A 12,660-nucleotide genomic window follows, 5' to 3' on the forward strand; every position below is an offset into this window, starting at 1 on the left:
GCGAGGCTAGGGGGGCCGTGGGGACTAGAAGGTGTTGCTGAGCTTGCGGGTGACGTCGGCCAGTGACTGGTCATCGCCCACGTTGCCGGCGAAGACGATGTACGGGATGCCCTTGGCGGGGCCGTCCACCGGCTCCCAGAGCGAGACGATGCCGGGAAGCATGGGCCCGCGGACAATAGCGTGGCGGATCTCCAGGCCGTGCGCGGCAACGTCGGAGGAGGTGATGCCGCCCTTGGCGATGACGAACCGGGGCGGGAAGGTTTTCAGCGTCCGGTTGACCACGGCGACGACGGCGGCGGACACCGTGCGGGCGATCCGAAGGCTCTCGGCGGGGTCGTCAGTCTTGATCAGCAGGCGGCTGGTGTGGACGATGACGTCACCTTCGCGAAGGGCTTCGACGACGGTGTCCACGGTGAGGTCCAGGTGGGCGGCCGCTTCTGTTTCGGCACCAAGGAGCCTCTCGACGTCGATCTCCACGATGCGTGCCGCGCGGTGCTGCTCGGTGAGTGCCTTGAGCTGGCGGGTGGTGACGCCGACGTGGGAGCCGACAACGATGAGCCCGCCTGCTTCGGATGGAGTGTTGCCGGCGTAGGCTTCCGCTGCAGTCAGCTCGGTGCGGATTTCCTGGCCGATCCGGGCGCGGCCAAACGGCGGACCCACGCGGTAGAGCAGCTTTTTGCCCCGCCGCTCGGCTTCTTCCAGGCCCAGGGACAGGGCGCGGAGGTCGTTTTCGGTGACGATGTCAGCCACGATCGGAGTGGAGTCCGTGGCCGCATCGATGGCATCGGCGATGGCGTTGGCACTGATGGCGGGGTCCTGGGCTGCAGCACCGGCGCGAATGGTGTTCAGGTCCAGGACGATCACGGAGTCCGCTGCGAAACGTCCTTGGGACTTCTCTTCGACGTAGTCCGCCATGACGGACGTGGTGAAGCCGAACGTGGCGTCCTCGGCAAACTCGGTCTCCGACACAGGAGTTAGAGTGCCGCCGGCTCCGCCGGTGCCGCGCATGTAGTGGACACCGCCGATGGTGACGCGCCCGGCGTCGGGAAAGGCGGGGACCAGCACTACGCCGTCGGTTTTTTCACCGCTGACATCGGCAACCGTAGCGGCAATGACATCCGGTTCCAGAGGATAGTGGCCGCGAAGGGTGGAATCGCTGCGGCTGACGAACCCGAGGCGCAGCCCTTCAGGCGAGCCGGCGGCGGCAAGGGCGTTGCGGACCACTTCTTCGTTGCGGGCCGCGGCCTCTGCTGGGTCCAGGCTGCGGGTGTTGGTGAGGACGTAAACGGCGGGTTTTGACTGGCCAAAAGCCCAGATGAAGTCCTCCACGTCCCAGCTGGTGAGCACGGGCAAATCTGCCACGGACTGCGTACCGGTGGGGTCGTCGTCGAGCACTACCAGGACGCGCGGGGTCTCCGCGTTGGAGGCAGCCAGCGTGCCGGCCACCAGTTCGGCGGGAATCCGGACTTCGGCCGGGTAGCCGGCAAGAACGTCTGCTTCAAGCGCCACAGTGCACTCCATTGTGTATGAATCCGGGACTGATCCGGATGTGAAAACTGTAAGATGTCTGACATCTCTATCTGAATGCCAGTGTGGCACAGGACATAAAGACGCGCAAGTAGACTTGTCTGACATATCCACGGAGGTACCGACGGGGGCAGCAATGGCAAGAAAGTCGCTGGTAGGCCAGGTGGCTGATGAACTCCTTGACCGGATCATCGCAGGCGATTTTCCGCCCGGTGCCGCCGTCCCCGGCGAGCATGAACTCAGCGCCAGGCACGACGTCAGCCGCATGACTGTCCGCGAGGCGATGAAGACCCTGGAGGCGCAGCAGATCCTCAGCGTGGAGCGCGGCCGCGGCACTTTCGTCAATCCGTTGAACCGGTGGACATCACTCGAAGCCGTGCTGCGCGCCGCTTCCGAAGGCAAAAACGAGGCAGAGGCGTCCGTCCAGCTCATCGAGCTGCGGCGCATGCTGGAGACAGGCGCCTGTGAACTTGCGGCAGGACGCATCAGCGACGCCGACATCCAGACGCTCTACGGTCACGTGGCCGCAATGCGGGCCGCCCACGGAGTGAACGATGTTGCCGCTTTCGTGGCGGCAGATTTGGCCTTCCACGACCTGATCCTGCATTCCTCCGAAAACGTTTTTGTGGCCGTGTTGTTCGAACCGCTCCACCGCGTGCTGGAAAAACGGCGGGCAGAGACCTCGGCGGTGCCGGAGATCCAGGAACACGCTATTGGCCATCACCAGAACATCGCCGAGGCACTGGAGTCCCATGATGCATCACGGGCACGTGAAGCCATGGACGCGCACATGCAGCAGACCCTCGATGACCTCAGGAACCTGGTGCTTGAAGCCCAGTGAGTATCCCCTCGAGGGGTCAGGGCCGGGAGCTGCAGTTCCCGTCCGGGGACTGGCCAACGTTCTTGGCGTGCCATTAGTCTTCAAGGACGGCCCGCAAACTGGGTGCGCAAGGCAATCACGAGGAGCGAAGTTGTCCAACCACACATACAGCATTTCTGAAATTGTCGGCACGTCGGATCAGGGAGTGGATGACGCCGTCCGGAACGGAATAGCCAAGGCATCCCAGACCCTCCGGAATCTTGACTGGTTTGAGGTCAAGGAAATCCGGGGTCACCTGGAAGAGGGCAAGATCGCCGACTGGCAGGTGACCATCAAGCTCGGTTTCCGGCTCGAAGATCACTAAGTCAAAGCCAACTGGCCCGCAGTCAGTGCCGCTCGTAGTGGGCGGCACTGACTGCGGGCCAGTTCTGCGTTCAGCCCCTGCTAATTAGCCGGGCCTGTACCTGCTGAACGGCGCCGCCAGACTGTGGGAGCGCCGTCGAACGCCGGAAAAACGTGTCCTTGGAAGAAGGACAGCACGGTATGCGGGTCGAGGTCAGGGCTCCAAAGGCCGGAGGCCGGGCAGTGGGAGCCCGTGGCGGTGGAGGGCGGGCCGGTGGCGGCGGAAGTTTGGCGTTCCTTCAGCAGGGCGATGCGTTTCATCGTTGAGACCATCCTTGGGTGGGAGCTTGTTTTCCCAGCCTAGGAAGGGCAGGGAACGATCCCTATGGGCTCATGGCCAGAATTGGTCGCTGCTGCTGGCCAATAGTACAGGGGCGCAGGTTCGGGTTACTTCCGCCCTCTTACTCCCCGCCCTCGGTGGCGGCTACGGGAGCGTCGGCCGCCGCTTTGGCCTGCCCGTCCTGACTTGTTGCGCCGGCGCCGGCGGCACCGAGGCTGCCGAGCATTGCCAGGGCATCGGCGGACGGCGACCCCGGCCGGGCGGAATAGATCCGGAGCGTCTGGTCCGGGTCCTCCGGAAGAACGAGGTTTTCAAAGTTCAGCTCGAGTTCTCCGATGACGGGGTGATACAGGCGGACCATTCCCGCGGACCGCGTGGCCACCCGGTGCCCCGCCCACCATTGTCGGAAATGCTCGCTGTTCACCGCCAGTTCGCCCACTAACTGGTTGGCCTGCGCGTCGTTGGGATGCCTGCCGACATCCAGGCGGAGCGCGCCGGCGGCTTCGGCAGCCACTGTCTTCCAGTCCCGGAACAGCTCGCGGGCAGCGGGGTCCAGGATGAGCCAGCGGGTCAAGTTCCGTTCCAGCGCAGGAAGGGCAGGAAAGTCGGTGAAAAGCAGGAAGGCCAAACGATTACCCGCGAGCACGTCGGTGCGGCGGCCAAGCACCAGGGCTGGAACATCCCCCACTGCCTCAAGGAGGTAACGCAGAGCCGGACGAACGCCTTGGGCCACCTGCCCCGCTGCCCGCGGCGAGGCGGCGCAGTGCTCCAAAAGGTCCATCATGTGGGCCTGCTCGCTGCTGCTGAGGCGGAGCGCCCGGGACACTGCCTCCAGGACAGTGCGCGAAGGGTGGATGTTCCGGCCCTGTTCCAACCGGACATAGTAGTCCGTGCTGACGCCCGCCAGTCGTGCCACCTCTTCCCGCCGGAGGCCGGGCACCCTGCGGGCACCCGTGGACCGACTGGTTCCGGCGTCCTCGGGCGTTAGCCGGGAACGCATGGCTTTAAGAAATTTGCCGAACTCGGCGCTTTGACCCATGCAAACCATTGTGACCCGCGCTGTCCAAACGGTTCTACAACGAAGGTAGGACTGGCAGTCCTAGGAAAAATAAGATCAGCCTTGCTTACTGACAGAGCCGTCAAAAGTGCATAGGCTCAATACCGAGCCAAGCGGAAACCGCTTTCTCACGGTCGAGCCCACGGCACCCCCTCACCTTTACCCCGCCTTTTTACAAGGAGCCACCCATGTCAGAGCTGACACTGAACAACGGCGTCACCATCCCCCAACTTGGTTTCGGCGTTTTCCAGGTACCGCCGGAAGACACCCAGCGGACCGTGGAGGACGCCCTTGAGGCCGGATACCGCCACATCGACACCGCTGCCGCCTACCGCAACGAGGCCGGCGTGGGAGCTGCAGTCGCGGCCACCGGCATCCCGCGCGAGGACATCTTCATCACCACAAAACTTCGCAACGGCGAACAGGACCGGGCCCAGGAAGCATTCCAGAACAGCCGCAAGGCACTGGGCCTGGACTATGTGGACCTGTACCTCATCCATTGGCCGGTCCCGTCGCAGAACCTGTACGTGCAGGCATGGAAGGAGATGGAGCGGCTGTACGAGAACAACCAGATCCGCGCTATCGGGGTCTCCAACTTCCTGCCCGAGCACCTGGACGAGCTACTGGAATCTGCGGAAATCGTCCCGGCCGTGAACCAGATTGAGCTGCACCCCAGCTACCAGCAGGCGGAACTGGCGGACAAGTGCCGGAGCCTTGGCATCGCAGTGGAGGCTTACAGTCCCCTCGGCCGCGGTGCGGATCTGAACCGCAACGCAGTGACCGCCATCTCAAATGACCACAACGCCACCACCGCCCAGGTGGTGCTGGCCTGGCACTTGGCGGCCGGAAACATCGTCATCCCTAAGTCCAGCCAGGGGTCACGCATCCGTGAAAACTTCGCCGCGTCCGCCCTCACACTTTCCGACGAGGAATTTTCCGCCATTACGGCACTGGAGTCCGGAGCGCGCCAAGGGTCCGATCCCGCCGTCGCCTCCTTCACACAGCTGTAGTTTCGACGGGCTCAACCACCGAAAGGACTTCGAATGCAGTACACCCAACTGGGCCGCTCAGGCCTGAAAGTCTCCCGGCTCTGCCTGGGAACCATGAACTTCGGCCCCCAGACAGAGGAAGCCGAAGCCCACAGCATCATGGACTCCGCACGTGACCAGGGAATCAACTTCTTCGATACCGCCAACGTGTACGGCGGAGCCGGGCACCGGGGCTGGACCGAGGAAATCATCGGCCGCTGGTTCGCCAAGGGCGGCGAGCGCCGGGAGCACACGGTGCTGGCCACCAAGCTCTACGGGACCATGACAGACCGCCCCAATGAATCCAAGCTCTCTGCGCTGAACATCCGGCGTGCGCTGGATGCAAGCCTGAAACGCCTGCAGACGGACTACATTGACATCTACCAGTTCCACCATATCGACCGGAACACCCCGTGGGACGAGATCTGGCAGGCCATCGAGGTGGCGGTGCAGCAGGGCAAAATCCTCTACTCCGGCAGCAGCAACTTCGCCGGCTGGCACATCGCCCAGGCGCAGGAAGCTGCCCGGAGGCGCAACTACACCGGCCTGGTCAGCGAGCAATCCATCTACAACCTGTTCATGCGCCAGGTGGAACTGGAGGTTATTCCGGCGGCCCAGCAGTACGGTCTCGGGCTCATCCCCTGGTCCCCGCTGCAGGGCGGACTCCTCGGCGGGGTGCTGAAAAAGGAGCGGCAGGGTGTCCGGCGGACCGAGGGCAGGGCAGCTGAGACCCTCAAGAAGCACCAGGACCAGATTCAGCAGTATGAGGACTTTGCCGATGACCTGGGCCAGGAGCCCGGCGACATTGCCCTCGCCTGGCTGCTGCACCAGCCCGCGGTCACGGCGCCAATCGTGGGGCCGCGCACCCAGGAACAGCTCGACGCCGCCGTCCGCGCATTAGACGTCACCCTTGACGCCGATGCGCTGAAGCGGCTCGACGACATCTTCCCCGGGCACCGGACCGCACCGGAAGACTACGCGTGGTAAACCCACCCGTCAGCGAGGCTGGAACGGTGGCGCCAAAAAGCATCCTATTCATTGGCGGCACCGGGGTGATCAGCGCGGCGGCGGCACAACGCGCCGTCGCGCTGGGCCACCGGCTCACAATCCTCAACCGGGGCCGGTCCACCAGGCCGGTCCCGGCTGGGGTGGAGATTCTGCACGCGGACGTCCGGGATGTCTCAGCGGTTCAGGAGGCGCTGGCCGGGCGGGAGTTCGACACCGTTGCGGACTTCATCACGTACAAGCCGGACCAGGCCAAAGCCAGCCTCGACCTGTTTGCCGGCCGCACCGGCCAGTACGTGTTCATCAGTTCCGCGTCCGCCTATCAGAAGCCTCCGACGCGCCTGCCCATCCGCGAATCCACACCGCTGAAAAACCCGTTCTGGCAGTACTCCCGGGACAAGATCGCCTGTGAGGAACTGTTTTACGAGGCTTACCGGGAACAGGACTTTCCGCTCACGGTGGTCCGTCCGTCCCATACCTACGACCGCACCAAGATTGCCATGGTGGGCGGCTGGACGGACATCCACAGGATGCGTGCAGGGCTGCCGGTCATGGTGCATGGCGACGGCACCTCGCTCTGGACATTGACCCACAGCAGGGACTTGGCCAAGGCATTCGTGGGGCTGCTGGGCCGGCCCCAGGCGGTAGGCGAAAGCTACACCATCACTTCCGATGAGTACCTGCCCTGGAACCAGATCTATCAGCTGTTCGCCCGGGCAGCAGGTGTCCCGGAGCCGGAACTCGTTCACGTTGCATCGGAAACCATCGCCGCGCACAGCGACGAGCTCGGGCCCAACCTGCTGGGCGACCGCTCCCACTCGGTGGTGTTCGACAACGCCAAGATCAAGTCCCTGGTGCCGGACTATTGCGCCACCGTCCCCTTTGCCGACGGAGCCCGGGAAATCGTGGGCTGGTACGACGCCAACCCTGGGCTGCAGGTAGTCAACCGGGAGTTTATGGACCTGAGTGACCGGCTGACCGCCTGGACACGCCGCGGCGCCTGAGCCGGCCAGCTCAATTTACAACGTTCTAAATACCTTCCTTACCGGCATGGCGCAAGGCTTGTTTTGGGCACGCCCCTGCCGCTAGGTTATCGGGGGAAGCGTTTTCCCACGACAAAATTGAAAGGATTCACTGATGAATCCGAGCAGGAACCCCGCTCGCCTTCTTTCGGCAGGTGCCCTGGGAGTTGCCCTGGCCCTGGGCTGCCTCTCCACCCCGGCCTCCGCCGTCGAACGTTCCCCGAAGCCCGGCGCCCCCGGCGTCCAGCTGGACCACCTGGACCGCGGCCTGGTGGCCGCCAAGACGTCGGAAGGAGTGTTCCTCAGCTGGCGCCTCCTTGGCCACGAAGCCACCGGTTCCTCTGCCACCGGCCTAACCGGCACGGACTTCAACGTCTACCGGGACGGCGAGAAGCTGGCGACCGTCACGGACAGCACCAACTACCAGGACGCTGCTGGAACCGCGGCGTCGGAATACCAGGTGCGGGCCGTCGTCGGCGGCGTTGAACTGGACCGGAGCCCAAGCGCCACGTCCTGGGGCGGCAACTTCACGGACATCCCCCTCAAAAAGCCGGCCGACGGTGTCACCCCCACGGGTCAGGCATACACCTACGCTGCGAACGATGCCTCCATTGGTGACGTGGACGGTGACGGCCAGTACGAGTTCGTCGTCAAATGGGACCCGAACAACTCCAAGGACGTCTCCCAGGTGGGTTACACCGGGAACACCTATGTTGACACCTACAAGACGGACGGCACCCTCCTCCACCGCATCGACCTCGGCGTGAACATCCGCTCCGGCGCCCACTACACCCAACTCCTGGTCAACGACTTCGACGGCGACGGCCGCGCGGAGATGATGATGAAGACGGCGCCGGGAACCAAAAGCATCAACTTCAACGCCGACGGCAGCGTAGCTTCGGAAAGCTTCATCTCCCTGCTGCAGCCGGACATCGTTGCCGGCTACTCCAACTCCGACGACTACCGGATGAGCGCCGCTGACTACTACCAGCACATGGTGACAATGTTCCAGGGCTGGAGTGAGCACCCGGAAGTGAAGGCCGGCAACTGGCCTGCCACGCTGGAGGAAGCGTTCGGAATCGCGCCGAAGTACCAGTACCCGCTGTCCGAACCGGACGCCAAGGCACTCGCTGACTACTTCATGGACGTCTATGCGCCGTCCCGCAACACCAAGAACAACCTGCGGGCCTTCGAGGGCTTTGTCCTGTCCGGCCCGGAGTACCTTACTGTCTTTGAAGGCGCCTCGGGCAAGGAACTGAAGACGGTTGCCTATGAGCCCGGCAGGCACGACGACGGCCTCATGTGGGGCGATTACGCCATGGCCCGCATTGAGCCGGGCAACCGCGTGGACCGGTTTCTCGCCGGAGTCGCCTACCTGGACGGCAAGAAGCCCGCGGCCGTGTTCGCCCGCGGCTACTACACGCGCAGCACCCTTGCCGCCTACACCTGGGACGGGTCCGACCTCTCCCCCGAGTGGAACATCGACTCGGGCTGGACGCCCATGACCAACCCGTTCAATGACGGCCCGCACGGGCGTGACGGCACCGACCCCGAGTTCGGCAAGCTGACCACCCAGGGCTTCCACTCACTAAGTGCCTCGGACGTTGACGGTGACGGCAAGCAGGAAGTTGTTTACGGCTCCGCAACGATCGACGACGACGGCTCGCTGCTCTACAGCTCCTTCGACACCATGCCGGCCGGCAGCGCCACCCCGGGCACCGAAGCGCGCCTGGGCCACGGCGATGCCATGCACGTCACCGACATCGATCCTGCACGGCCGGGCAAGGAAATCTTCAGCGTGCACGAAGGCGGCACCTATGCGCCCTACGGCTACGCCATGCGCGACGCCGCCAACGGTGAAGTTCTCTTCGGCGCCTACTCCGGCAAGGACACCGGCCGCGGGATGATCGGGGATGTTGATCCTGCCGTTCCCGGCATCGAGAACTGGGCCATCGGCATGCAGTCGGCCGATGGAGACAAGCTCTCCACCAGAACCCCGGGCACCAACATGAGCATCAAGTGGGCCGCGGACATGACCACGCAGCTCATCAACGGGTCCGGAAATGACACCCCAAGCATTGACGACTGGAAGCGCGGGCGGTTGCTCACTGCTACGGACACCCGCACCAACAACGGCACAAAGGGCACCCCCAGCCTGGTGGCGGACGTGGTGGGTGACTGGCGGGAGGAACTGCTGGTGAGGACTGCGGACAGTTCAGCCCTGCGCATGTACCTGAGTACCGAGGTGACCAACCACAAGCTCTACACCCTGATGCAGGATCCCCAGTACCGTGCAGAAGTTGCACGGCAGAACACCGCTTATAACCAGCCGGCCTATACGGACTTCTACCTCGCCTCCGACATGGACTTCGCAAATGTTCCCCTGCGCGCCGCCTGGCTCCCCGGCAGCGTAAAAGCGCTGGAGCACGTTCTGGAAGACCTGGTCGAATCAGGAGACGTTGCGGGGCCGGTGGCCAGCCAGCTGACGGCGGGACTCCGGCAGGCTGCCAAGGCCGTTGAGGACGGCGACGCAGCCAAGGCCGGGCAGGCGCTGCAGCGCTTCACGGACTTCCTCAGCCAGCAGAAGAACCCGGACAAGGTCTCCAACGACGCACGCGTTGCCCTGAGCTACAACGCGGAAAACATTCTGAAGGCGTTCGGGGGCTAGGACGGCCGCCACATAAGGGAGAGACTGTTGCAATGACACTCGCACCGCTGATCAAACTCAATGACGGCTACTCCATCCCGCAAGTGGGCCTCGGCACCTGGCCCATGGACGATGACCAGGCGGCGACCGCCGTCGTACAAGCCCTGGAAGCCGGCTACAGGCACATCGATACTGCCGTTAAGTACGGGAATGAACAAGGCGTGGGCAACGGTCTCCGGGCCAGTGGCGTGGACCGGGACGAAGTGTTCATCACCACCAAGGTCGATGGCCAGTTCCAGGGCAACGACCGGGCCGTGGAAGGGCTGGAAGGGGCGTTGAAGCGGCTGGGGCTCGACTACGTGGACCTGTTCCTGGTCCACTGGCCGCTGCCCCAGAGGGACGAGTATGTGTCCACCTGGCGGACCTTCGAGCGGCTGCAGGGGGAGGGCAAGGCGCGTTCCATTGGTGTTTCCAACTTCAAGCCCGCCCATTTGGAGCGGCTGATGGCCGAGACGGACACAGTGCCGGCTGTTAACCAGATTCAGCTGAATCCGGCAGTCACCCGCGTAGCGGAAAGGGAGTTCCATGACCGGCACGGGATTGTGACGCAGTCCTACAGCCCGTTGGGAGGGGACGGAGCCGGCCTCTTGAGTGCCCCGATCCTGTCCCAGCTGGGGGAAAAGTATGGCAAAACACCCAGCCAACTGGTCCTTCGGTGGCATGTCCAGAACGGAATTGTGACAGTTCCCAAAACATCCAATCCGGAGCGGATGCGGGAGAACCTGGACATCTTCGATTTCGCCCTGGACGCGCAGGATCTAGCGGAGTTATCGATCCTCGATGAGGGGCCCAACGCGGGCAACGATTCTGACGTGACGGGCCACTGAATGGCCCTGAAATGGGCTTTTTCTAAAAACCGGGGTTGGCAAATAGATAGTAAGCATGATTACTATTGAGGCAGAAGGATGAAGTGCTTCCGGGATCCGGAGGCCTCCTTTACTTAGGAAGAGGAACAAAAAATGGGATTCATTGCATTTCTAATTCTCGGACTTATTGCTGGTGCGATCGCTAAGGCGATCCTTCCGGGCCACCAGGGTGGCGGCTGGCTCATCACCCTTGTTCTGGGCGTCGTTGGAGCACTCCTCGGCGGCTGGATTGGCGGAATGCTCTTCGGCACCGGTCTGCAGGAGTTCTTCTCCCTGCAGACGTGGCTGCTGGCCATCGGCGGCGCACTGATCGTGCTGCTGGTGTACGGCATGATCACCAAGCGCGGCGCGCGCCGCTAACTAGCGGGCAAGCCAGGAAAACCGGCCTTGGGACAACATCCCCTGGCCGGTTTTCCTATCTCCCGGCCTCTCTGGCCGGAACTGAAACCTTCTCAGGGAGCAGGAGTTCATCATGAAAAACAAACTTCTTTTAGGTATCGGCATCACCACCGGGTATGTTCTCGGATCACGGTCCGGCCGGGCAGCTTACGACAAGCTCAAGGCACGCGCTGCGGGCATCTGGGACAGCAAGCCTGTCCAGGACAAGGTGTCCGTGGCAACAGAGGCCTTCAAGGAGAAGGCCCCTGAAGTTGCGGACCAGCTGACCGAAGCGGCCCGCCGCGCAAGTACCGTCATTGGCTCCGCAATGCACCGTGACTCCTCGTCCGCATCCGGCAAGTCCACGTCCGATGCCGCTACTACTTCGGATGCCTCAGGCGGCACGGCTGGAACTACTGCCGGGGGGACACCTGGCGTTTCGGGCACTACTTCCGGCACCCCCGGGGTTTCCAGCCTTGACGGTGGCCACATCCCTGCCCACAGCACCCATCCCGAGACGCTTTACCTGGACACCTCCAGCGGCGAACCGGAATCAAAGCCGTAGCTGGCGCGGCTGCCCGTTAGGGCGCGGCGCTCCCTTGTGACAGGGGGCCCAGCACTGACGTGCTACAAGTAAATTGCCGTGCTGGCCGTCGCGATCCTTGAGGGACGCGGCGGCCCGCGGCGTTTAACGCCAGCTCACCCTCTTATCCACATAGTTGCTTTTGCTCGCGGTTTTGTCAGGGGTGTTTGGCAGAGTTGTCCTATGGAAGCCATTGGGGAACAGCTAGCGGGGTTCGGCGGTTCTGCCGCTGTGCTGGCGCGGGCTGGGAGCAGTTCCGCCGGCGGCCTTGAGGCGTACGACGGCGGCACTCGCGTCGGTCTGACCAGTCGCCTCGGCGTCGTTCCCGGCGGTCCCGCGCCGCATAAACCCGAACTGAATGAACCCGAGCCGTCTGAACCCAAACCTGATGAATCTGACGCGGACGAAGCTGTACCGGATAAAGCTGCGCCGGATGAAGCGGCGGCCTTGGCCGTGGCAGACCCGGTACGCACTGAATTGCCGCTGGGTTTGGCCGAGTGTGGCCGGCTTCTGACGGCGGCCGCTGCAGCCGCACCGGGTGTGCTGGCCGGGGCTGACTACGTTAAAGCCGCTGATTTCGCCGGGCACGTGGAAGACCTCTCCCGGACCGTGGAGTACCTGCAGGTCCTCGCCGCAGGGACCGTAGACCGCACCCGAACACAGGCCATTACCGCCGCCGACACCGCCCGGACCTGCCGGACCCGGACAGGCAAAGGCTGGGTCACCGGCTGGGACAACGCCGTGGAAACCCTGACCGAAACAGACACCGCCTGGCCGGCAGCTCCAACAGCAACCGGTACACCTACTGCCCCTATGGTCACCTCACCGGCCGATGACGGGTGCGCCACCACCGCCGAGTTCCTCCGCCAACGGCTCCGGATCGGCAAAAGCGAAGCCCACCGCCGGCTCGCCCTCGCCGCGGACATCCTGCCCGCCACCACCCTCACCGGCCAGACCATCCCGGCCCCACGCGAACACCTCACCA

12 protein-coding genes and 1 pseudogene are annotated in these 12,660 nt (G+C 63.8%); 10 read left to right on the forward strand and 3 right to left on the reverse strand.

The annotated features are described in order from the left end of the window. Positions 1-24 precede the first annotated feature (24 nt). Positions 25-1,509 (reverse strand): four-carbon acid sugar kinase family protein, encoded by a 1,485-nt coding sequence (locus AC5RT4_RS13535; RefSeq protein ID WP_494106064.1) that lies wholly within the window; start codon positions 1,507-1,509, stop codon positions 25-27. A gap of 154 nt (positions 1,510-1,663) precedes the next feature. Here AC5RT4_RS13535 and AC5RT4_RS13540 point away from each other — a divergent pair, with 154 nt between their 5' ends. Together AC5RT4_RS13540 and AC5RT4_RS13545 are read left to right on the forward strand one after the other, a co-directional pair. Next, positions 1,664-2,368, forward strand: a complete 705-nt coding sequence (locus tag AC5RT4_RS13540; RefSeq protein WP_494106065.1) for a FadR/GntR family transcriptional regulator — start codon at positions 1,664-1,666, stop codon at positions 2,366-2,368. 130 nt (positions 2,369-2,498) lie between these two features. Next, a complete protein-coding gene (locus AC5RT4_RS13545) occupies positions 2,499-2,711 on the forward strand; it encodes a dodecin (RefSeq protein WP_256249351.1) in 213 nt (70 codons plus the stop codon). Between the two features lie 80 nt (positions 2,712-2,791). Here AC5RT4_RS13545 and AC5RT4_RS13550 read toward each other — a convergent pair whose 3' ends face one another. Beyond that, a complete protein-coding gene (locus tag AC5RT4_RS13550; RefSeq protein ID WP_494106066.1) occupies positions 2,792-3,010 on the reverse strand; it encodes a hypothetical protein in 219 nt (72 codons plus the stop codon). 140 nt (positions 3,011-3,150) lie between these two features. Further along, positions 3,151-4,068 carry a helix-turn-helix domain-containing protein gene (locus AC5RT4_RS13555; RefSeq protein WP_494106067.1) on the reverse strand — a complete coding sequence of 306 codons (918 nt, stop codon included), beginning with the start codon at positions 4,066-4,068 and terminating at the stop codon, positions 3,151-3,153. A 206-nt stretch (positions 4,069-4,274) separates the two neighbouring features. On the opposite strand from AC5RT4_RS13555, the gene AC5RT4_RS13560 reads away from it, so the two are divergent. The 8 genes and pseudogenes from AC5RT4_RS13560 to AC5RT4_RS13595 form a co-directional block, all read left to right on the forward strand. Further along, a complete protein-coding gene (locus AC5RT4_RS13560; protein ID WP_494106068.1) occupies positions 4,275-5,096 on the forward strand; it encodes an aldo/keto reductase in 822 nt (273 codons plus the stop codon). Positions 5,097-5,129: 33 nt separating this feature from the next. Next, positions 5,130-6,101 (forward strand): aldo/keto reductase, encoded by a 972-nt coding sequence (locus tag AC5RT4_RS13565; RefSeq protein WP_494040507.1) that lies wholly within the window; start codon positions 5,130-5,132, stop codon positions 6,099-6,101. Continuing rightward, complete coding sequence (locus AC5RT4_RS13570; protein ID WP_494106069.1) at positions 6,095-7,123, forward strand: NAD-dependent epimerase/dehydratase family protein; 1,029 nt, start codon at positions 6,095-6,097, stop codon at positions 7,121-7,123. The genes AC5RT4_RS13565 and AC5RT4_RS13570 overlap by 7 nt, the downstream gene beginning before the upstream one ends. Before the next feature lie 133 nt (positions 7,124-7,256). After that, positions 7,257-9,809, forward strand: coding sequence for a rhamnogalacturonan lyase (locus AC5RT4_RS13575; RefSeq protein WP_494106070.1), 2,553 nt, complete (start codon positions 7,257-7,259; stop codon positions 9,807-9,809). 32 nt (positions 9,810-9,841) lie between these two features. Further along, on the forward strand, positions 9,842-10,675 hold the full coding sequence (locus AC5RT4_RS13580) for an aldo/keto reductase (protein ID WP_494106071.1): 834 nt from the start codon (positions 9,842-9,844) through the stop codon (positions 10,673-10,675). A gap of 132 nt (positions 10,676-10,807) precedes the next feature. Further along, positions 10,808-11,074 (forward strand): GlsB/YeaQ/YmgE family stress response membrane protein, encoded by a 267-nt coding sequence (locus AC5RT4_RS13585; RefSeq protein WP_494040503.1) that lies wholly within the window; start codon positions 10,808-10,810, stop codon positions 11,072-11,074. 112 nt (positions 11,075-11,186) lie between these two features. Then, positions 11,187-11,657 (forward strand): YtxH domain-containing protein, encoded by a 471-nt coding sequence (locus AC5RT4_RS13590; protein WP_494106072.1) that lies wholly within the window; start codon positions 11,187-11,189, stop codon positions 11,655-11,657. A 201-nt stretch (positions 11,658-11,858) separates the two neighbouring features. Beyond that, positions 11,859-12,660 (forward strand): annotated as a pseudogene (locus tag AC5RT4_RS13595) (HNH endonuclease signature motif containing protein); the annotation flags it as partial.

It is taken from the genome of Arthrobacter sp. sptzw42, from assembly GCF_059089685.1.

What these genes read in the sequence shown, in the direction of transcription:
- AC5RT4_RS13540 (WP_494106065.1), top strand. Translation starts at nt 1,664, where the DNA reads ATGGCAAGAAAGTCGCTGGTAGGCCAGGTGGCTGATGAACTCCTTGAC.
- AC5RT4_RS13550 (WP_494106066.1), bottom strand. Translation starts at nt 3,010, where the DNA reads ATGAAACGCATCGCCCTGCTGAAGGAACGCCAAACTTCCGCCGCCACC.
- AC5RT4_RS13555 (WP_494106067.1), bottom strand. Translation starts at nt 4,068, where the DNA reads ATGGGTCAAAGCGCCGAGTTCGGCAAATTTCTTAAAGCCATGCGTTCC.
- AC5RT4_RS13560 (WP_494106068.1), top strand. Translation starts at nt 4,275, where the DNA reads ATGTCAGAGCTGACACTGAACAACGGCGTCACCATCCCCCAACTTGGT.
- AC5RT4_RS13565 (WP_494040507.1), top strand. Translation starts at nt 5,130, where the DNA reads ATGCAGTACACCCAACTGGGCCGCTCAGGCCTGAAAGTCTCCCGGCTC.
- AC5RT4_RS13575 (WP_494106070.1), top strand. Translation starts at nt 7,257, where the DNA reads ATGAATCCGAGCAGGAACCCCGCTCGCCTTCTTTCGGCAGGTGCCCTG.
- AC5RT4_RS13580 (WP_494106071.1), top strand. Translation starts at nt 9,842, where the DNA reads ATGACACTCGCACCGCTGATCAAACTCAATGACGGCTACTCCATCCCG.
- AC5RT4_RS13585 (WP_494040503.1), top strand. Translation starts at nt 10,808, where the DNA reads ATGGGATTCATTGCATTTCTAATTCTCGGACTTATTGCTGGTGCGATC.
- AC5RT4_RS13590 (WP_494106072.1), top strand. Translation starts at nt 11,187, where the DNA reads ATGAAAAACAAACTTCTTTTAGGTATCGGCATCACCACCGGGTATGTT.